This window comes from Staphylococcus sp. GDB9P120P (assembly GCF_017893435.1).
Classification (GTDB): domain Bacteria; phylum Bacillota; class Bacilli; order Staphylococcales; family Staphylococcaceae; genus Staphylococcus; species Staphylococcus cohnii.
In genome coordinates this window covers 734,065-755,035 of the sequence record NZ_JAESNB010000002.1, presented here as the reverse complement: position 1 = coordinate 755,035, position 20,971 = coordinate 734,065, and the positions used below count along the sequence as shown (strand labels likewise).

Annotated in this window: 20 protein-coding genes; 7 read left to right on the top strand and 13 right to left on the bottom strand. The window is 31.6% G+C overall.

Annotation, left to right across the window (positions count from 1 at the left end; all coding sequences use genetic code 11):
- Positions 1 to 116: 116 nt before the first annotated feature.
- From KA856_RS03385 to KA856_RS03375, 3 genes are all read right to left on the bottom strand, one after another.
- Positions 117 to 1,145, bottom strand: coding sequence for an aldose epimerase family protein (locus KA856_RS03385; RefSeq protein ID WP_182475046.1), 1,029 nt, complete (start codon positions 1,143 to 1,145; stop codon positions 117 to 119).
- A gap of 574 nt (positions 1,146 to 1,719) precedes the next feature.
- Positions 1,720 to 2,958 (bottom strand): ABC transporter permease, encoded by a 1,239-nt coding sequence (locus KA856_RS03380; protein ID WP_107384624.1) that lies wholly within the window; start codon positions 2,956 to 2,958, stop codon positions 1,720 to 1,722.
- Positions 2,951 to 3,850, bottom strand: coding sequence for an ABC transporter ATP-binding protein (locus tag KA856_RS03375; protein WP_107384623.1), 900 nt, complete (start codon positions 3,848 to 3,850; stop codon positions 2,951 to 2,953). The genes KA856_RS03380 and KA856_RS03375 overlap by 8 nt, the downstream gene beginning before the upstream one ends.
- Before the next feature lie 243 nt (positions 3,851 to 4,093).
- On the opposite strand from KA856_RS03375, the gene KA856_RS03370 reads away from it, so the two are divergent.
- Positions 4,094 to 5,713: a ribulokinase gene (locus KA856_RS03370; RefSeq protein WP_107505084.1), complete on the top strand. Its 1,620-nt coding sequence runs from the start codon at positions 4,094 to 4,096 to the stop codon at positions 5,711 to 5,713.
- Between the two features lie 71 nt (positions 5,714 to 5,784).
- Here KA856_RS03370 and KA856_RS03365 read toward each other — a convergent pair whose 3' ends face one another.
- Positions 5,785 to 6,363: a DUF805 domain-containing protein gene (locus KA856_RS03365; protein ID WP_107384622.1), complete on the bottom strand. Its 579-nt coding sequence runs from the start codon at positions 6,361 to 6,363 to the stop codon at positions 5,785 to 5,787.
- 210 nt (positions 6,364 to 6,573) lie between these two features.
- On the opposite strand from KA856_RS03365, the gene KA856_RS03360 reads away from it, so the two are divergent.
- Entirely contained in the window at positions 6,574 to 7,182 is a 609-nt protein-coding gene (locus tag KA856_RS03360; protein WP_107505086.1) for a DNA-3-methyladenine glycosylase, read from the top strand.
- Positions 7,183 to 7,330: 148 nt separating this feature from the next.
- Here KA856_RS03360 and KA856_RS03355 read toward each other — a convergent pair whose 3' ends face one another.
- From KA856_RS03355 to KA856_RS03340, 4 genes are all read right to left on the bottom strand, one after another.
- On the bottom strand, positions 7,331 to 8,659 hold the full coding sequence (locus KA856_RS03355; RefSeq protein WP_107386389.1) for a Na+/H+ antiporter NhaC family protein: 1,329 nt from the start codon (positions 8,657 to 8,659) through the stop codon (positions 7,331 to 7,333).
- A 261-nt stretch (positions 8,660 to 8,920) separates the two neighbouring features.
- Positions 8,921 to 9,721: a DUF4097 family beta strand repeat-containing protein gene (locus tag KA856_RS03350; protein WP_107384619.1), complete on the bottom strand. Its 801-nt coding sequence runs from the start codon at positions 9,719 to 9,721 to the stop codon at positions 8,921 to 8,923.
- Positions 9,718 to 10,278, bottom strand: coding sequence for an HAAS signaling domain-containing protein (locus tag KA856_RS03345; RefSeq protein ID WP_210129257.1), 561 nt, complete (start codon positions 10,276 to 10,278; stop codon positions 9,718 to 9,720). The genes KA856_RS03350 and KA856_RS03345 overlap by 4 nt, the downstream gene beginning before the upstream one ends.
- Complete coding sequence (locus KA856_RS03340) at positions 10,271 to 10,594, bottom strand: PadR family transcriptional regulator (protein ID WP_107384617.1); 324 nt, start codon at positions 10,592 to 10,594, stop codon at positions 10,271 to 10,273. Before KA856_RS03340 ends, KA856_RS03345 begins: the two co-directional genes overlap by 8 nt.
- Positions 10,595 to 10,951: 357 nt before the next feature.
- Between KA856_RS03340 and gltS the strand changes: the two genes are divergently transcribed.
- Complete coding sequence (gltS, locus tag KA856_RS03335) at positions 10,952 to 12,157, top strand: sodium/glutamate symporter (RefSeq protein WP_107384616.1); 1,206 nt, start codon at positions 10,952 to 10,954, stop codon at positions 12,155 to 12,157.
- Between the two features lie 133 nt (positions 12,158 to 12,290).
- Here gltS and fni read toward each other — a convergent pair whose 3' ends face one another.
- Together fni and corA are read right to left on the bottom strand one after the other, a co-directional pair.
- Positions 12,291 to 13,337 carry a type 2 isopentenyl-diphosphate Delta-isomerase gene (fni, locus tag KA856_RS03330; protein ID WP_107384615.1) on the bottom strand — a complete coding sequence of 349 codons (1,047 nt, stop codon included), beginning with the start codon at positions 13,335 to 13,337 and terminating at the stop codon, positions 12,291 to 12,293.
- Positions 13,338 to 13,411: 74 nt separating this feature from the next.
- Positions 13,412 to 14,359, bottom strand: a complete 948-nt coding sequence (gene corA, locus KA856_RS03325; RefSeq protein ID WP_107384614.1) for a magnesium/cobalt transporter CorA — start codon at positions 14,357 to 14,359, stop codon at positions 13,412 to 13,414.
- Between the two features lie 143 nt (positions 14,360 to 14,502).
- Here corA and KA856_RS03320 point away from each other — a divergent pair, with 143 nt between their 5' ends.
- Together KA856_RS03320 and KA856_RS03315 are read left to right on the top strand one after the other, a co-directional pair.
- The gene (locus KA856_RS03320) at positions 14,503 to 14,970 is read left to right on the top strand and encodes a thioesterase family protein (RefSeq protein ID WP_107384613.1); all 468 of its coding nucleotides are present in this window, start codon (positions 14,503 to 14,505) and stop codon (positions 14,968 to 14,970) included.
- A gap of 12 nt (positions 14,971 to 14,982) precedes the next feature.
- Complete coding sequence (locus tag KA856_RS03315; RefSeq protein WP_107384612.1) at positions 14,983 to 15,390, top strand: hypothetical protein; 408 nt, start codon at positions 14,983 to 14,985, stop codon at positions 15,388 to 15,390.
- Between the two features lie 136 nt (positions 15,391 to 15,526).
- On the opposite strand, the gene KA856_RS03310 is transcribed toward KA856_RS03315, so the two are convergent.
- Complete coding sequence (locus KA856_RS03310; protein WP_107524484.1) at positions 15,527 to 16,432, bottom strand: alpha/beta hydrolase fold domain-containing protein; 906 nt, start codon at positions 16,430 to 16,432, stop codon at positions 15,527 to 15,529.
- Between the two features lie 272 nt (positions 16,433 to 16,704).
- Between KA856_RS03310 and KA856_RS03305 the strand changes: the two genes are divergently transcribed.
- Positions 16,705 to 17,340: a hypothetical protein gene (locus KA856_RS03305; RefSeq protein WP_107385102.1), complete on the top strand. Its 636-nt coding sequence runs from the start codon at positions 16,705 to 16,707 to the stop codon at positions 17,338 to 17,340.
- A 394-nt stretch (positions 17,341 to 17,734) separates the two neighbouring features.
- Here KA856_RS03305 and KA856_RS03300 read toward each other — a convergent pair whose 3' ends face one another.
- Positions 17,735 to 19,609 carry a DHA2 family efflux MFS transporter permease subunit gene (locus tag KA856_RS03300; RefSeq protein ID WP_107385692.1) on the bottom strand — a complete coding sequence of 625 codons (1,875 nt, stop codon included), beginning with the start codon at positions 19,607 to 19,609 and terminating at the stop codon, positions 17,735 to 17,737.
- A 12-nt stretch (positions 19,610 to 19,621) separates the two neighbouring features.
- Positions 19,622 to 20,269, bottom strand: coding sequence for an HlyD family secretion protein (locus tag KA856_RS03295; protein WP_210138499.1), 648 nt, complete (start codon positions 20,267 to 20,269; stop codon positions 19,622 to 19,624).
- Between the two features lie 126 nt (positions 20,270 to 20,395).
- Here KA856_RS03295 and KA856_RS03290 point away from each other — a divergent pair, with 126 nt between their 5' ends.
- Positions 20,396 to 20,944 carry a TetR/AcrR family transcriptional regulator gene (locus tag KA856_RS03290; RefSeq protein ID WP_107505327.1) on the top strand — a complete coding sequence of 183 codons (549 nt, stop codon included), beginning with the start codon at positions 20,396 to 20,398 and terminating at the stop codon, positions 20,942 to 20,944.
- Positions 20,945 to 20,971: the final 27 nt, after the last annotated feature.

Here is a 20,971-nt window from a genome sequence, read left to right as displayed (position 1 = left end):
AACCTATCTTCTATAGCACGATATTATAAAACGTCGGTTGCTTATTCACAAGTATCACTTGATTATTTTGCATTACTTTAAATCACTTCAATGTACTTGATTCAACCACAGTAATATTATTCTGCTTCCCCACCTGTTTTTTCAGCAATTTTATATGAAGTCTTAGAATAAAAAGGTCGATTCGCTTCTAATATTGATGGCGCATTTTCTCCATACAAATTAATATCATTGGGGATGCATTGCGTTTCTAATGTAAATCCTGAATGTGCTTTATAAATATTAAAGTCACTTTCCCATTCCGTAGTATCATTAAAAGTAAAAATCACGACATTAGGCATATCTGTCTCAACAGAAAGTTGAAAATGCTTATTTTCAACTGTCATACCTTGCTCTCCAATTTGAAACGGATGATCCAGACCACCATATCGTTTCATTTGTGTTTGAATATCATGGTGTTCACTATTAAAAATATCTTTAAATTGAATTTGACTACGCTCAAACACACTTTCTAAATTTAATGGTTCTTGTTTTGTTACAAAATGATTATTGTCTAATAAGTGCATTTTTAATACTGAACTTGAGATGCTATGATTATCGATGACGTTATTGTCTCTGTTCAAATTAAAGTATACATGATTCATAGGATTAAAAATTGTTTTTTCGGTAGCTACAGCTTTATACTCAATTGTCCATTTGTGGTCAACATCATAAGTATGTATCACCTCTAAATTGATATTTCCTGGGAAATGATCATCTGACTGCTGAATTGTGGTAGAAAATACAATTTTCACTTGGCCTACTTGCTCAAATATTTCATAATCGAAATAACATTTATCTATACCTTTAAAGCCACCGTGAATATTATTTTCACCATCGTTTGTATCTAATCGGTACGTTGTACCATCTAAATGAAACTCAGCATTTGCTATACGTCCGCCATAACGACCTACAGTAGCACCAAAATAAAAAGGGTTTTGTTGATAGAATTCATCCGCTTCTACCACATTACCTAATACAATATTGTTATCATCATATTTCCATGACACGATACGGGCGCCATAGTTCGTGAAAACAATCTTAGTTGCTTCATTGTCTATTTTAATTAAGTCAATACCATTACTTTGTCTTTCTACTTTTGCAAACATCATCAATTACTCCCTTTCGAACCAAACATATTATTATTCACTTTAACTTTCAGCTTTATCTTGAATAAAACTTCAATCACAACTGTAACGAACATCATTCTTGCTTTATTAAACAAGATACAATATTCTCATCAGTTTAATAATGCATTACTTTTAAAGTGAATTGCACAGCATTTTAAATTAGCTTAGATAATTATGCGCTCAATATGTCCCCATTTACTGAGCAAAATACCTCATTCACTAATATTTAAAATTTTAAAACAGTTTACTACTTCCCTAGGTAGTTATCTTACTTTCCTATAGTGTAACAACTTAACCAAATCATTATCTATACTAATTATTAATTCTATCAAATATTATTTAAAATTGTGATGTTTTTTCTAGTTTTTTTATAGATATGATTTATTTAGCATATTTAATGCACTTGCAAATCACGCTTCCAAGTATTTTTTATAAAAAAGTAGGGATGAAACCATTATGTTGTTTTAGTTTCACTCCCCTACTCATATATTTAAATACACTTCAAAAAGTTATTGGTTTATCTATAACTTATCTTAATGATTGTTAACACACTTTAATTTTTACTGAAGACACGTTTCATAGACTTTAACAAGCCTTTATCAAAACTTAATATTGTATCTTTATAACTTCTTACTGCAATATAAAGTAAGATAAATATTGTTAATATTGATAAACTCATACTTACTACAATTTCCCAAGTAGCTACGTCAGGTGTTGATGCACGTAAAAACATGATAAAGGGAGATAATAAAGGAATAAAACTTGCAACTTTTATGAGCGTCGTGTCAGGATTTATAACACCAAACATTGCCATATATAATGCAATGATACTAATCAAAGTCATCGGCATAAGTGATTGGTTAATATCTTCGATTCGTGCAGTAATCGAACCCAATATAGCGGCCAATATAATATAAGAAAGTATACCTAAAATAAGAGAAAGTATACCTACGATAATTAATTGTACTGTTAGATCATTAGGCTCAACATCAAATCCTTTAAGCATATCTCCAATATCAAATAGCAACACACTTATGATGCCTACAATAATGAAAATACTAATTTGTGTTAATGCCACAGCGATGACGCCACACAATTTTGCAAGTATGTGTGTTACTGGAGATATGCTTGTGATAATCATTTCAATGACACGTGAGGTCTTCTCAGTTGCAATTTCCATTGCCACTTGATTGGCATAATTTATGATTATGAAAAACATGAGCATAATGCCTGCATAAACGATAATCGTATTAAATGTTTTTTGTGACTCACTTAAATTTGTCTCGTTCGCACTATCTGAAAGCACTTGTGAGCTTACTTCACTTTGAGATTGCAATTGTTTTAGCTCATCTTCAGATAGATTTAAACTAGATGCCACAAGTTTGGTTTGAATGGCTGACAAAGTAGTTTGTAATTTTTGTTCATCTGTTTTTGACACGGTATCTTTACTTAAAATTTTACCAGTCAGTTTGTGATTATCATGCAAATCAATGACATACGCTTTATCTAACTTTTCATTTTTTACTTGTTGATGTGCTTGTGATTTAGTCACTTTTTTAAATTTCGCATCACTATCAAGGTGATTACTTTGTGCTTTAATCACTTTATATACTTGGTCCTGATTAACTACAATACCAATCTTATCAGGGCCATTATCAAATAGATCGACGATTTTATTAATATTAGCGGCTGCCAACATTAATACAACTACAATCGCAGTGAAAATCATAAATGATTTTGTTTTTACTTTACTTTTATACGTAAGTGAAAAAGTAGCCCAAAATTTATCCATTTGCATCACCTACTTTATCTATAAAAATCTCATTTAACGTTGGTTCTATAACTTGAAACCTTTTGACAAAACCATACTGAACTACAATATTATATATTTCTTCAGCAATCACTTCGTCTTCTATCAACGCTCTTATTTCCCTTTTATTACGTTCAACCTGGATAACACCAGTAATATCATCTATTTCTGACATCGCATGATTTGTTTCAATTATAACGCTTTTATTGCCATGATTTGCTTTCACCTCATCAATTGGCCCAGAAACAACAAGTTCACCTTTATTCAAAATGCAAACATCATCACATAGTTCTTCTACATGTTCCATTCTATGAGAACTATATATAATCGTCGTTCCTGCATCATTTAAATCTTTTACGGCTGATTTTAATAATTCAACATTAACTGGATCTAAACCACTAAAAGGTTCATCCAAGATTAATAATTCTGGATTATGTAACATACTTGCTAAGAGTTGAATTTTTTGCTGATTTCCTTTAGATAACGCTTCTATTTTCTTTTCTCTATTTTCTTCAATATCAAAACGATTTAACCAATAATCAATAGATTTGCTTATCTCTTTTGATTTCATCCCTTTTAATGTAGCTAGATATCTCAATTCATCTTCTACTTTCATTTTCGGATGTAACCCTCGTTCTTCAGGCAAATATCCTATTTTATCATATATTGATTGGTCAATCGCCTTATCTTTATATAAAATTTGTCCTTCTGTAATCGGCGTCAAACCAAGTATCATTCTAAAAGTTGTCGTCTTTCCTGCACCATTACGTCCTAAAAATCCTAGCATCTTTCCTGATTCTAAAATTATCGATATGTCATTAACTGCTGTAAAATCCTTATATTTTTTTGTAACATTTGCTATTTTTAAGGACATGATAAGATTTCCCTCCCTTAAAGTCGAATGAATATATATTGATAATAACATTTCGCACCTTAAATATACATTTCAAATTGTATTTTAGCTTTTTAACCTATTTGTATGATGATTCATATCAACTCTTACCTTCCATTATTATCTAAAAACGTTGTTATCTTTACAATGTTTTTTGCAAGCACTATTATTAGATTAAATAAGTAATCAGAACTTATTAAAATGATTATTGGGAGGCAATGCCGCATGAGTTACAGTATTGGGATCGATTTTGGTACAGCATCTGGTCGTGTATTTCTCGTAGATACCTCCAATGGTGAGATTATTTCTAGCTACATAGAAGCATATCCTCATGGTACAATTTCAGGTTCATTGAACGGCCATGATTTACCGCATAATTATTTTTTACAAAACGCTGAAGATTACACAAATATATTAGAAAAAGGTGTTCAACACGTTTTATCAGAAAGTAAAATTGATCCATCAAATGTAATTGGTATGGGAATCGATTTCACAAGTTGTACGATTGTCTTTTTAGATGAACATTTCAAACCATTACATACACATGAATCATTAAAAGATGAACCACATGCTTATGTTAAGCTTTGGAAACACCATGGTGCTCATGAAGAAGCGACATTTATGAAAAAAATAAATGACACATATAACGCAAATTGGTTAGACTTTTATGGTCATAGTGTTAATAGTGAATGGATGATTCCAAAAATATTAGAGGTTAAACACAAAGCGCCAGAAATTTTAGCGCAGAGTGCATATATTATGGAGGCTGGAGATTATATTGTTAGTTTATTAACCAATCGCAATATTCGTTCAAATTGTGGCATAGGGTTCAAAGGTTTTTACAACGAAAAAGATGGCTTTAATTATTCGTTTTTTGAAGCGGTAGATAAAGACTTACCTTCAATTGTAAAAAATAAATGTGAGGCACCAGTGATAAATATTGGTGAAAGTGCAGGGGCTTTAACTACTTATTATCAAAAATTATGGGGGCTATCAGATAAAGTTCAAATTTCTCCTTATATTATAGATGCTCATTCAGGAGTACTCGGCGTTGGTGCAATCGAACAGGGTGAATTCACACCTGTTATAGGTACTAGCACTTGTCATCTCATGCTCGACGCTAAGCAAGTTGCAATTCCTGCGATTACAGGATCAGTCAAAGATGCAATTATCCCAGGTTTATATGCTTATGAAGCTGGTCAAGCTGCAGTTGGTGATTTATTTAGTTATTCAGCTAGTCAGGCCCCAGCGTCCATAGTAAAACAAGCTGAAAAAGAAGGTATTACTATATTAGAACACTTAGAAAATTTAGCTTCTGAGATACCAATTCATCAACAGCACGTAACCGTTTTAGATTGGCATAATGGTAATCGTAGTATATTAAGCAACAGTAACCTTACTGGTAGTATCTTTGGCTTAACGTTACAAACACCATTCGAAATGATTCATCGTGCTTATATTGAAGCAACGGCTTTTGGGACTAAGTTAATTATGCAACAATTTGAAGATAACCAAATACCGGTTAATACTGTTTATGCTGCTGGTGGTATACCAATTAAAAGCGAATTACTCGTAGATATATATACTAATGTCTTAAATAAAGAAGTCGTCGTTATGGATTCTTCCAATGCTACAGCATTAGGTGCAGCAATGTTAGGTGCAAATGTAGGTGGTGCTTATCAAACACTTGAAGAAACAGTACATCATATGAAACAACCTGTTTATTACCGTTTACAGCCTGATCCAAAAAAGGTAAAACAATATGAAGTACTTTTTCAACGCTACAAAGCTTTGCATGACGTATTAGGAAAACATTATCCAAATTTATCATATATTAATAATTAAACTTTATAAAAACCCAATTATGACAAAAAACAGTCTAACAGTTTGACTTGTCATAATTGGGTTTATTTTAACTATTGCTCTCTATACATGTCATCAATTTTAGTATATTGGTTTGCATATTTATGGCTTGGACCATATTTATTTGTTTTTCGTTCACTATCCAAGCAACTAACGACTAGCGCATAAATACCAAAACCTATATAGAATGCGTATATCAATACGATGAAAATCACACTTGCCATATGATTGAAATCTGAATCTAGTATAGCTATTACTGTAAATATGATATATGAAAACACTGAAATACCTAAATAAATAAGTGGTAGTAACATCGATCTACCTGTATCATGAAATCTTCTAATAAATATCGCCCAATTAGGTATTAAAGTAGCTAATCCGTACACAGCTATATATATCACACTGATAATAAGAAAGATTACGCTTATCATAATGGCCGTTTCAGATTGAGAAGCAGCAGCGCTAATTAATGCAATCAAACCAATGAAATATACAACAAACGCTGGTACTAGAAAAATCATATGCCATAAAACCATATACCAATATTCACTTCTGCGTGCACGGCCTTTGAAGTTAAAATAATTTTTCCAAAATAGTTTTAATGCTTCTCCAAATCCAATTTTTCTTTCCAAATTGCTCCCCCCGTTTCAAGTACATTTGATATAATGTTCATTTAACTTTAATATAGTCATTGATACTTTAACTTATGAGTTTTTAATTTTTAGTAAACTTATAAGGTTATTCTACCAAAATTCTCACATGCTTGTAACACAATTTTACAATTTAATAAAAAATTTTTAAAAACATTTAATTTCAAAAACTATTATATGGAGGATTAATAAATGGATTTTTTACAACGTGATACAGTCACTATCGCCAAAGATTTATTAGGTGTGCGTGTCATTTTCGAAGATGATTTACATACATTTACTGGATACATCGTTGAAACTGAAGCCTATGTTGGTGAAAAGGATCAAGCCGCTCACGGATTTAATGGCAAACGCACACCCAAAGTAGAATCATTATATAAACTTGGTGGCACTATTTATGCCCATGTGATGCATACGCATTTACTCATCAACTTTGTAACACAATTAGAAGGTGTACCTGAAGGTGTCCTGATACGTGCTGTTGAACCAGAAGAGAATATTGAAGCTATGCGTTCAAATAGAAACAAAGATGGCTTTGAATTAACAAATGGCCCAGGAAAATGGACTAAAGCATTTAATATACCGAGACATTTGGATGGTTCACGATTAAATGAAGGCAATCTAAAAATAGATACTAAAAACCGTAAACATCCTAAACATATTGAGGAAACACCGAGAATTGGTATTCCTAATAAAGGTGAATGGACGCAAAAACCGCTTCGCTTTATTGTTAAAGGCAATCCCTACGTTTCAAGAATTTCAAAACGTACTACCATACCACCACAAGATACATGGCGTTAATAAAAGGGAAACAGAGATTAAAATTTAATATAATCTCTGCTTCCCTATAATATTATTAAATTATTTGAATTATAAACGCTCACTTTGAATGGCTAGTCTGTGATATATCATTTTCACTTTCTAATAATTAGCTTAATTAAAATAGAAATTATTTAGAAAGGTTTTTTTCTTTATCAAGTAAACCAAATTGTATCGTAATAACCGTACAAATGACAAATATCACAGGATAAAATGTGTATTGTAAAACTTCTATATAAGAAACATCTCCATATTGTTCAACCATTAACATACCACTATCATGCGGCAGTACCATTAAGGCACAACATGCGAATATATCTAATAAGCTTGCCATACGTTTAGGAGGTACCTTATATTCATCTCCAATTTCTTTAGCGATAGGCGCAGAAATTAAAATTGCTAACGTATTGTGTGATAAAGCAGCAGAAAGTACACCGGACATTAAACTAATCACATATTCTGCACTTTTTCGGCCTTTTGCTTTTTCTTTCATTGTTTTAATAATCCAATCAACACCGCCATAATAGCGAATTAATGCCACAAGTCCAGAAACTAAAAACGCCACAAGAAAAATAAGGAACATGCTTTCCATACCTTCACCAATAGCTTTTGTAAACTGGAATATGCCCAAATTGCCTTGAAGCAAACCAATGACACCTGCCATTATGATACCGATAATCAACACTAAAATCACATCCAAACCTGCGATTGCTGCTATAAGTACAAATAGATATGGCAGTATATTTATAAAATTAAAACTTAAGTCACCTTCCACTTTACCTGTTCCACCCACAACTGCATATATAACTGCAGTAATAAGTGCAGCAGGTAGCGCAATCAACACATTCATCTTAAATTTATCTTTCATCTTAGCACCGACGCCATTTGTAGCTGCAATCGTCGTATCTGAAATAATGGATAAGTTATCACCAAAATATGCACCTGCAATAACAGCGGCACCTGCTGCTGCGACACTTAAATCAGCAGCTTGAGCTACAGCAACACCTACTGGAATAAAAGCAGCTTGCGCCCCCGTAGAAGTACCTAACGTTAGCGCAGCAAAACCACTCATAATGAAAATACCAGGTATGAGTAGACTTGGTGGGATGACAGTAAGCCCCATATTCACCATTGCTGTCTTACCACCCATTTCCGAGGTAACGGTAGAAAAAGCGCCTGCTAATAACAGTATCAAGCCTAGATTAACAATACCTGAATTGCCTGCATGCGCTGTAAATATTTCTACTTTTTTAGAAAACTTCGTTTTTCTATCATAGCATGTCCAAGCGATAACGATGCCGATAAAAATAGCAACATGTCTTGGTAATTGATCAAACGCGTCTTCTTTACCCATTATGGTAAAAGTGAGTCCTACACCAATATATAACCCTAAAAATATGATTAATGGTAGAAGTGCTAAAACACCATATTGCTTATCACTTCTATTCAATTCCTGCATAACACTCCTCCTTATAAACCTAGTAATTTTATATGGCTTATAGTATATCAAAAAAGAAGCAAACACAGAAATTTAAAATTTCATCAATTCTCAGGCTAATAACAAAATAATTATAAATTATTTTCAATATCACTATAATTTTAATACGAAAACTAAAATATGAGCATAAGTCAAAATCGTTTTAGTGAATTGACTTTGATATGCTTATACTCACACAATGTAGCTTAATGCATACGATGTTATTTACTCATATTTTCAATTTTAGTTGATTTCTGCATTACCTGTGTCCGTTTCAATATGAATGAGGTTAGAGCCATTACCTACTTGTTTGTTTTTAAACAAGTGATTATTAATGTCCAGTTCTCCTACGTCGCTATCAAATTCTATGCGTGTGTTTTCAGGCTGATTATTCGTATATGCCATTGCTATGTTGCCTACATCCGTTTTCACTTTAATTGGTATATCAATAGGCGTGTCTTTGATATTGATTGATCCAGTATCAGCTTCGAACTCACCTGAATTAAATTGAGTCGTTGCCATATACATATCTGCAACATCAACTTCAGCAATTAAACGATCAAATTTAGCATGCGTGATATTTAATTTTCCAACATCTGCGTATAACTTAGCATAATCCGCTTTTATTTGATCAATCATAATCGAACCAGATTCAGTATTAACATTTAAATGGCTCAATGATTTAGGTAATGTGATAATGACATCATTATTTTTAAAGTCCATAAATGTAATATCGACATTGCTATCTAATGATTTATCTTTCACATATAACGTACCGTTTTTTATAGTAGTATCCATATTTATTTTGTCGTTAGAACCTCGTGATTCAACTTTAAGTTGATCACCTTTTTTAAGTTTTAAATTACTATTGTTCAAATCTATATTGAGATTTTTTACTTTATTTTCATCATATTCTTTATGATAATTCTCTGTGACTTCTTTCGACTTTTTACTTTCTACTTGAAATTGGTTTACTACACCAATGCCACAAACAATCGTTACAATTAATCCAATTACAAAAAGACTAATCAATGTTTTCTTCATGAAATCCCACTCCTTTTCACAACACTTATATTCCACTTGAGATACTTCACACAAATTAAATAAAATGCTTTAGAAATTAAATACGTAATCACAAATAACATTAATCCCATTCCAAACAGTGCACCTACTGCATATACATCAAAAAGTAATACATTTTCAAATCCACTTAAAAATCCTTTTACCAATAATAATATTGGACTTAAAACGAATGAAATTGTCGTTACAATTAATGAAACAACGATACTTAAAACGAAAATAAACGGTACTAAAATTACAAAGAAATTTAATATACTTAAACCCATCACTGCAAAAATGGCGTTCCCAACGTCGCCAAATTTTTTACTGTCAGCAGCTTTTTCTACAGCAGCTGTCGCATTCATTTCTTTAGCTAAAGTTCTAGGATCACCTAGTTCTTTTGAAATTTGTGCTTCTGTTTTACCTTCTTTTAATTCGCTATAAAAATGTGTTTCGTACTCATTTAAAATATCTTGTCGTTCTGCATCAGAATCATGTTTCAAATGTTTATGCAACTGTTTTAAAAATTCATTTTTAGTCATTCCATTCACTCTCCTTTATAAATACTTCTACAATATTCGAAAACGATCGCCATTCATGTAATAAGTCAACTAATCTGTCATTACCTTGGTCAGTCACTTTGTAATATTTCCTTGCTGGACCCTCTGAAGAAGGTTGGTAATATGTCGTGAGTTCTCCATTTTTCACTAATCTTCGTAGCAATGGGTACACTGTTCCTTCTGCAATACTCATATGTCTCGAAATATTTTGAACGAGCGAGTAACCGTACTGATCATCTCTTTTGATAATAAGTAGCACTATAAGCTCTAGCGCGCCCTTTTTAAATTGGCTATTCATATGTTACCTCCTATGTAAATCCAGTACTATACATTACACAGTAGCTGTCGAAAAGAATATAACACAGACTACTATACATTGCAAGGTACTGTGTTATAGATAAGTAGTGTATTCATTCTTCTAACATCTATTTTTGCGTATTAGACAAGAGAATGATTATCTGAAAATTACAAATAAAACAATCTCTATTTATTCTATTTAATATTTAATTCCAAACTAGATTTATACTATTTAAATATGTATAATAGATAGCATGGAGTTTTGTAAGCACTTTCTTTATTGTCATTTTGCACATGACTCCATCTATATAACCAGACACACAGGAGAGTTTCATTTGAAATTTAAGGGGGATTGAAAATGCTAGAGCTAGATGCAATTACTACTTTAGCAATCGCAAGTTTGTTATACCTTTTAGGTATATATATTGTTAATCATATTTCAATATTAAGAAGGCTTTGTATTCCTGCACCTGTTATCGGTGGTTTAATCTTCTCGATTTTAGTTGCAATATTACAATCTACAAATATCATAACAATCAAACTGGATTCTGAATTTATACAAAACTTCTTTATGCTTGCGTTCTTTACAACAATTGGATTAGGCGCTTCTTTAAAGTTATTACGCTTGGGTGGAAAAGTACTTATTTTATATTTTATATTTTGTGGTTTTCTTGCAGTCTTCCAAAACCTTATTAGTATTTCATTAGCAAAAGTATTAAACATACCACCATTATTAGGCTTGACAGCAGGTTCTATGTCTATGGAAGGTGGTCATGGTAATGCTGCCGCCTATGGTCAAACCATACGCGACATGGGCTTTGATTCTGCATTAACCGCAGCTTTAGCAGCAGCAACATTAGGTCTTGTAGCTGGTGGTTTAGTAGGTGGTCCAGTAGTGAAATTTTTAATCACTAAATATAATTTAAAATCTGAACATGCAGAAGAAACTACGACAGACTATGGTAACGTAAAATCTAATGAATACTTACATAATCGCATGAACCCTACTACCATCTTTTTCTTACAATTTACGATTGTAACCATTTGTATGGCTATTGGTTCATATTTAGGAAATACATTCTCTGATTTAACAGGTATTAACATTCCTATATATGTTGGTGCAATGTTTGTTGCGGTAATTATTCGAAATATTTCTGAATATAATAATTTAAATCTTATTGATATGAAATTCGTGGATAAAATTAGTGACATATCACTAAGCCTATTCTTATCTATCGCTTTGATGAGTATACAACTTACAGAAATATATCAATTGGCTTTACCTTTAATTATTATCGTTTTAATACAAGTCGTGTTTATCGTGCTATTCTCTATATTTATCGTGTTCCGCGGTTTAGGAAAAAATTACGATGCTGCTGTAATGATTGGTGGCTTTATTGGTCATGGTCTTGGTGCAACCCCAAATGCTATGGCAAACCTAGATGTAATTACCAAGAAATTCGGAGCTTCACCAAAATCATATCTTGTCGTACCAATTGTGGGCGCATTTTTAATTGATTTGCTTGGTGTCCCAATCGTTACTACATTTATCAATCTATTCTAATGATATAATTTGATTTTTAACATAAGAAAACCTGAGACATAATGTCTCAGGTTTTTTCTATAATAATTTCATATACGAAAATCAACACAGTAGTTAATGACCTAACCTACAAAAATGATTTCTTTATGAGATATTAATTAGAAATATCAATATTTCGCTGATCTATCCAAGATTGTAATTTAGGACCAAAGATCATTTTCGAACCTTTTAAATCATTTATTGTAGGCGCATTTAACATCGTCATAATTTTTTTCATATGTTCAGTAAATTGTTCTGTATAGTTTAGTGTTTCTGTAATACCATATTGTTCAACTTGATTTAAAAATGGTCGCGACATACCAACCGCACTCGCTCCAAGCGCTAAACATTTCACAGCATCTAAAGGAGAGCGCACGCCACCACTAGCAAGTATATCCATATCTTTTTGATAAGAAGTACTTTCTAATAATGATTCCACAGTCGTTTGTCCCCACATACTTAAATAGTCCATGTCCTTGTATGCACGTCTTTCATTTTCAATATCTACAAAGTTCGTACCACCACGTCCACTCACATCTACATATCTAATGCCAATTTCATATAAGTTTTTGATTGTTTCTTTACTCATGCCAAACCCTACTTCTTTGACAATTACTGGGACATTTACCCGTTCTACAATTTGCGCAAGATTGTCCATCCATGTAGAAAAGGTTCTATTACCTTCAGGCATGACTAATTCTTGTGGTGCATTGACATGTACTTGTAATGCTTGAGCATCTAGCAATTTTACTGATTCGACAGCTTTATCAACAGGTACATCGGCACCTACGTTACTAAATATAATCCCCTCTGGGTTTGTGTCACGCACGACTGTAAAAGATGATGCCATATCACTATTACGTAACGCTGCATGTGTAGAACCAACTGCCATTGCAATACCGCTTTCCCGAGCCACAATTGCCAATTTTTCATTAATTTGTTTCGTCCATTCACTGCCACCAGTCATCGCATTAATATAAAGTGGTTGACTAAGTGTAAAATCTTTTAGCGAATGCTCAAGATTAACATCACTTACATCTATACTCGGAATAGAATCATGTACAAATCTAATTTCATCAAAATCTGAGATTGTAGCATCCGTTTGTGCCATTGCAATCTCAACGTGTTCATTTTTTCTTTGTTCTCTTTTTAAATCGCTCATTGTTTACTCCAATCCTCAATAGTTATTTTACTCAAGTCAGTTTAAAACTGCATCATTAATATAATACTATGATATTAAAACCATTTTTCTTTTTTAAAATAAATCACACAACCTATACTAATACATAGCATAAGTGCTAAAACAAAATAATAACCATATTGCCATTTTAATTCTGGCATATTTATAAAATTCATACCATAAATACCTGTAATTAATGTCAATGGTAAAAAAACAACTGACACCAAGGTAAGGACCTGCATAATCCGATTCATTTTATATGAAGCATATGATGTCAAATTATCTTTTATTTCATTTGTCATTTCTTGGCATATTTTCAAAATATTTTGTTGTTTAATCATATGATCATCAATATGTTGAAGATAAAGTTTATCCTTGTCATCTAATAATAATAGGTTACTTTCTTTTAATTGATTAACTAATTCTGTCATTGGATAAATCACACGCTTTAATTTAATTAGCTCAGAACGTATTTTAAATACATTATCCATCGCAAATTTCATAGAACCATTCATATTTTCACTGTCTTCGAAGTCATATACCTTATCTTCGATGGCATAAACGAATTCAAAATAACGATCTACTAAACAATCTAACACCAAGATAAATATATATGTTGGGAGAATATTACGTATTGTTTGCGTTTTGAAAGTAGTTTCTATCTTCTTTAAAATATCAAATGGTTGATGATGGTATGTAATAAGTAAACGATCTTTTATAAAAATATTTAATGCTTTTGCATTAAAATTCTCGGTATCCACATCATGAACAACTATATACTGATATGTGTCATATGCTTTATATTTAGCTCTCGGTGTCCCGTTCACTGTATCATCAATTTCAAGTTTATTAAAGTTAAAACGTGTTTTTAAAAATGTATTTTCAGCCTCGGTTGGTTGGTTAAAATCACACCATATAAACTGCGCTGTTTCAGGAATGTCTTCTAAACAATTAACGCTTGCTAATGTATTTCCAGAAGATAAGTATCTAATTGTTATAGCCATAGCTCACCCCTATAATCATTTTCTTTATTTTATCATGAAATACTATTTGTGTATGTTATATACAATTTTTAGTAAACTTAGGTTAGCTTAAATAATATAAATATGTCTATTTTAACAATTAAAGTTTTAAAGGAGATGTAACAATGAAAAATCCTTTCACAATTTCCAACAATGTGACACCCGATATGATTGACCATAACGGTCATGTACATGATGCGAATTACAATATGGTCTTCAGCGAAGCTATCAATCAATTTAATTATACACATGGTTTATCTTTAGAAGAACGTACCAAGTTAAATTACACACTATTCACTGTTGAAGAACAAACAGCTTATTTATCTGAACTAACTGAAGATGACACATTTACCATTACAATTTACATCTATGATTATAATGAAAAAAGCTTACATTTCTTTTCCGTTATGACGAACCAAGACGGCAGCAATATAGCAACAAATGAAGCAATGATGTTAGGGATTGATCGCACAATCAACAAAACAGCGCCATTCCCTCAATCATTTGCTGACCAAATTAGCAATTATTATGATAACCAACAATTAATCGAATGGCCAAAACAATTAGGTCATAAAATCGGTATCTCAAGATAAGGAGTGATAAATATGTCACAAGGATTAATCGACACAATCAAAGTGCAACTTTATGATTTAAATGATGATATGAAAGCTGCACTTAGTGAACTCAATCAAAACAAACAGCTAGTCATTAATGGACCTGATAGTCAATTGATTAAACGCGGTTTTGATATTAGTTACTACCAAGGTCAAAAACAAGCTATAGATACTATTACTTCATTAGTGGAACAAATTGATGTAGAAGCAGCTTTTATACAGCGTTACACAACTTTTGTTCAAGAAGAAACACAACTATATGAAAAATATCTCTCGAAATTCAACAATATGGATATACCAACGCAAGATTTTAACGACTTTATAGCGCAATACTATAAGCTAAAAGGGACACAATCTATATTAACTGTCCTTGATACAACAATTAATGAACACCATTAATTGACCGAAATGTTTGAGCATATAAAAACAGAAGCAAGGCGATATCAACAAAATTATATTTGGTGTCTGCCCCGCCTCTGTTTTTAATTTTTCGTAGCCTTATCATCATTTTAAAAATCGAGTGTATGCTTCCACATTAACGTTTATCGTGAATTGTATTGACGATTTCTTTAACAACTTTATGCGATTCTCTAATAGGTAATAATGCGAATGCATTCACCATTTTTTTAAAAGTATACAGTTGAACTGGCTGACGCATATCTTCTAACATATAAGCCAATTTTTTCATATCTGGTAAGTAAATCTCTCTTCCGCCACCAAATATATATATGGGTGGTAAACCAAATAATTCTCCATTAATTGGTGATAACCTACTATCGTTTAATGGAAGATTTCCAGACCATACTTTCATAATTTTTTGTAAACCTTCTATATTTATGATGACATCTTTATCGATTAAATCATCTGTAATATTTTCATTATCCAATTGAGCATCTAGCATCGGTGAAAACAAATACAATTTAGCTGGTAAAGGTTGATTATTTGATTTTAACTGTTGCACAAAACTCAACGCCAATGCGCCTCCAGTTCCATCTCCCATCACAATAATATCTTCATTACTACATTCTGTTAATAATTGTTGGTACACTTTATGAATCGCAGCATAAGTATCCTCAACATGATATTTGGGTGCTTTTGGATAAATTGGCAAAATAACTTCATTTAAAGTACTTAACGCAAGTTTATCCATAAATCTCCAGTGAAATGCAGAAGGTTGTAAAATATTATATCCACCGTGAATATATAATATTTTCTTTTGTTGACTGTGTCTAAAGCGAAATCTGAACACCTGCATATCATCCATCATTTGTTTTTCTAAGTCTGATTTTACATTTAAAGTTTCAGGTTGCTTGTGCTTTTTTTCATTCATCGTTAATCTTTTTTGTAAAAATTTTTCAAAGCTTTGTTGGTCATCAAATATAATTGAACGATGTGGTAATAAATATTTATTAACAAATTTTGTTGTTAGTCTTGATTTCATTCATAATCATCCCTATCTTTTTTGTAACAAATTTTAGAATTATAGAATTTTTGTTTCAATTCAGTATTTAAAATAAATTATATGATAAAATAAAAATAATGACATAAAAACGAAGTTATAATAGATATTGAAGTTAAAAAATATGACCATTCATACTAAAAATTAAATTATTCAACTTCATTGGTTAAAATGTAACAGTTATTACATATTATAACAAAATAAAAGTCATAAAATAACTAGATCCCCATCTAATGTAATGAAAGGAGTAAGTTATGACCGCAAATAATCAGCAATTTAAAGATTTTGAACATACTTTAACGAGTGAAACAATGCAACGAGGCGCTCGTTATGGAAAAAAGAAAAAATCTTGGGTTAGCCTTATTATACAAGTTATCGTTTTAATCCTAGTTGCTATTTCAGGTTATAGTATGTTTAAGGAACCTATATTCAATTTAGTTTTTGTAGATAAAACGGTTAATTTTAAAGAATTAACAAATTTTCAAGAAACTATCAATAACTTAACGAATTTAAATATCAACGTTGAAAGTATCGATAACTTACAAACAAGCATTGATCGCTTGATACTTGTATTTTATGTATTTTTTATCGCTTGTATATTAAGTTTAATCTTAACCTTTTTTACGTTGTTTTTTAACAAAACTATATTGAAAATAGTTAACATGTTTATCATAGCGATCATGCTTGCAATTACTTTCGGTTTTTCTGCATTGATTAAAAATATTGCAACAAGAATTGCCAATTCAATGAATCAGTATTATATCACTGTTGATTCAGCTCAAATATTAACAGAGTCAAATGCAATCCATAACGCTTTTATTTTATTAAGTTGTAGTATCGCTTTACTATTAATTAGTTTATTTTTTAGAAATCGAAAACCTAGAATATAACTTCATTTAAACTTTACCAAAAAGCCGATACATATACTATCATAGATTACACCCGTAAATGAATGACTGAAAAAAATTCATTTGCGGGCTTTTTTTCTCCACTTAATCGATACACCAATCGGTAAAAGGATTTTAAAACAAGCAATTTTTCAAGACTATAATCAATATCATATATATTATCTAATTAACTTGCGAATTTATAAAAACGATTTAGCTTTCACTTATAATGTACATAAAATCAACTTAGCACAAGTTTTTATCCCAATCGCTTTAACTATATGAAAATATTAACTCAGACTGTATTAATAACAAAATAAGCGTCAATTTCTACGTAACTATTATAGAAATTGACGCTTATTCATTAATCAGTGATGTTACATCACTGTTTTTTCACTTATTCTTCATTTGAAATATAATGTGACTTGCCTTTTAAGAACAAACTCAAAATAAATGCCAAAGCACTTAATAAAGTGGCTATTAAGAAAGCACTATTTACACCATTAATAGAAGCAAGCTTTTGCACAAATTCTAAAACTTGAGAAGTTGCCATTTGTTCTCCACCCATTGCTTGAGCCATTTCTTGTAAACGGTCTTTAATAAATGGATTTGTTTTATCTAAATCTTGTGTATATGAGGCGATATGTTGTGTTGTTTGTGTAGACATTACTGTAACTAGTAAAGCCGTACCAATTGAACCTGCCAATTGTCTCAATGTATTAGATAAAGCATTGCCATGTGCTATGAGTCGTTGTGGCAACGCGTTCATACCAGCAGTCATTATTGGCATCATGATAAAACTCATACCAAATGATCGAATGATATAAATAACCATTAAGTGACCATACGTTGTATTCATGTTTAATTTTGTTAATTCCCACGTAGCATAGGTCATAATTGCTGTCCCTACTAAAGCTAGTGGTTTAATACCAATCGTATCTAATAATTTTCCTGCGATTGGACCCATGACACCCATTATTAAAGCACCTGGTAATAATAATAAACCTGATTGTACTGGTGTAAAGCCTCTTAAGTCTTGTAAATAAAGTGGTAATAAAATCATGCCACCAAATAAACTCATCGTTACAATCATGTTAATAACGGTTGTTAATGTAAAACCTGAATATTTTAAAACTTCCATACTTAGCATTGGCACACGCATTGTAAGCTCTCTAATTACAAAAGCAGTAATAAAAATGACACCAAGGATAAGAGATACTACAACAATTGGAGAACTCCAACTATTATTTCCTGCTTCACTGAAGCCATATAATAGCGCACCAAAACCTATTGTACTAAATATGATACCTGGAATATCTGCTTTAGGATTTGTAGTAACTTGATAAACTCTGAACCATATATATGCGATAGCTAATGAAATAAGTCCTATGATGAACATACCATAGAACATCACGTTCCAATGATAATTTTCTACAATATAACCTGACAATGTCGGACCTATAGCGGGTGCTAAAATCATTGCTATACCGAGTGTCCCCATTGCTGCGCCACGTTTTTCAGGTGGAAATATAGTCATAAATACATTTGTACCAAGTGGCATTAAGATACCTGCACCAATTGCTTGCAGTACACGGCCTACCATCATTATTGTAAATGAACCTGACATACCACATACTAAGGAACCTATTGTGAACAATGCCATCGCTATTAAGAATAATTTACGATACGAATATTTATTAAATAAATAAGCACTGATTGGTATCAGAATACCATTCACAAGCATAAATCCTGTCATAAGCCATTGACCTGTATTTGCTGAAATATTAAAATCAGTATTTATTTTAGGCAATGCAACATTTAATAACGTTTGATTCAAAATAGCTATAAACATACCGAAAATCATCGCTATTAAAACTTTGCCTTGAGAAGTGCCTTTTCCAAACATAAATGAACTATGTTTAGCTTTCAGCTTTTCATTTACTTGTGCTTCTTCAGAATTCGGATTGATTTGTTCATGATCCGAATCATGTTGTGTTGATGATTCAGAAGTGTCACTATTAGCGTGACTTGCATTCTCTGCCTTTTCTTCTGTAGTTTCACCTTTGTTTTGCTCTTGGTTTTCTGTTGTTGTTTTATCGTCTTTAACTTTAAATTTAGATTGATAACTTTCGTTAGAAGCAATGCTTTCATACTTAGATTGTTCCATTTTTCGGGTAGATTTTTGCTTATTTCTTTTCACGATAAAGAGATTAAGTCCACCGACAAGAATGAGCGCTATGACTACGTAAACAATAATGAAGGTCATTGTCATTTTAAGACCTCCTTAATTTTTATGAATTTTTACTTCAGCGTTCATTCCTGGAACAACATTTTTAGATGGTTTTGAATCTAGTGAAATTTTCACTGGTACCACTTGTGATACTTTTGTATAGTTGCCATCACTATTTGATGAAGGCATCATTGAAAAGCTTGAAGCAGTTGCTTTACCTACTTCTTCTACTTTACCTTTTAATTCAGCGTCTTCACCATCTAATTTAATATTTACATCTTTACCTTCTTCAACGTCTGCAATATCTTTTTCATACACATTAGCAGTTATATAAGAATCATCTAAATTATAAGCGTAAGCGATTGGTGTGCCAGCTTGAGCCATTGAGCCTTCCATGCCATCAACTTTTACAATTGTGCCATCTTTAGGCATTTTAATACTCATATCTTGAGATTGACCACCTTCACCTTTAGCAGCAACCTCTGCAACTTTATCACCTTTGCTTAATTTTTCATTATTTTTAACATCAAGTGACTTGATTTCGCCAGAAGCTGGAGCTGACACCTTAATTTGTTCTCCATCCACTTTAGCATTATCTGTACTTACAAAAGATGTTGCTTGATTATAAAAATGGAATCCTACGACACCAATAATTACAAGCACAACAATGGTAATGACATTGATTAATACCATTTTCTTCATGATACTTTCCTCCTATTTGCATTTAAAATTCACCTTGTATATTATAAAGAGATGAAATTTAAAAGTATACCGACACTTAAATAAAATGTGTTGGGTACATTATTTATGTTCTATGAAGGAGTTATTATGAAACAAAATGCAAAACGAAAAATCATCCGTAATATGATTGCATTACTCGAGTTACATCCATTTGAAAATATAACTATCAAAATGTTATGCGCATATAGTGGTATAAATAGGACTACATTTTATGATTACTTCGTAGATAAATATGACCTTTTAGCTACAATACAATCACACCATATTCAAAAATATAAAACACTATTAGAAAATCTATATAAAAGTTCAGAAGAAATTGCAGATAATCACTCTAAACTATATCAATTTTTCAAAATCATTTTGCGTTATATCAAACGTCATTATGGCTATTTCCATGCTATTTTAGTCACATATCCTAATCGTAATTTATTTTTTGAGTATATGCATGCAACGCGGGACACTTATATTAAAATTTTGGACGACTATACCGATGTATTAAACAAAAAACAATTTGTAATTTACGCACTAGGTGGTCAAATGGGCCTTGTTTATACTTGGATTAAAGAAGGATGTAATCAATCGGTTAAAGATTTAGCTCAAATTTTATTAGCTAACACAATTAAGTTGAATCGTTAATAAATTATCTAATTAAAAAGACTACTA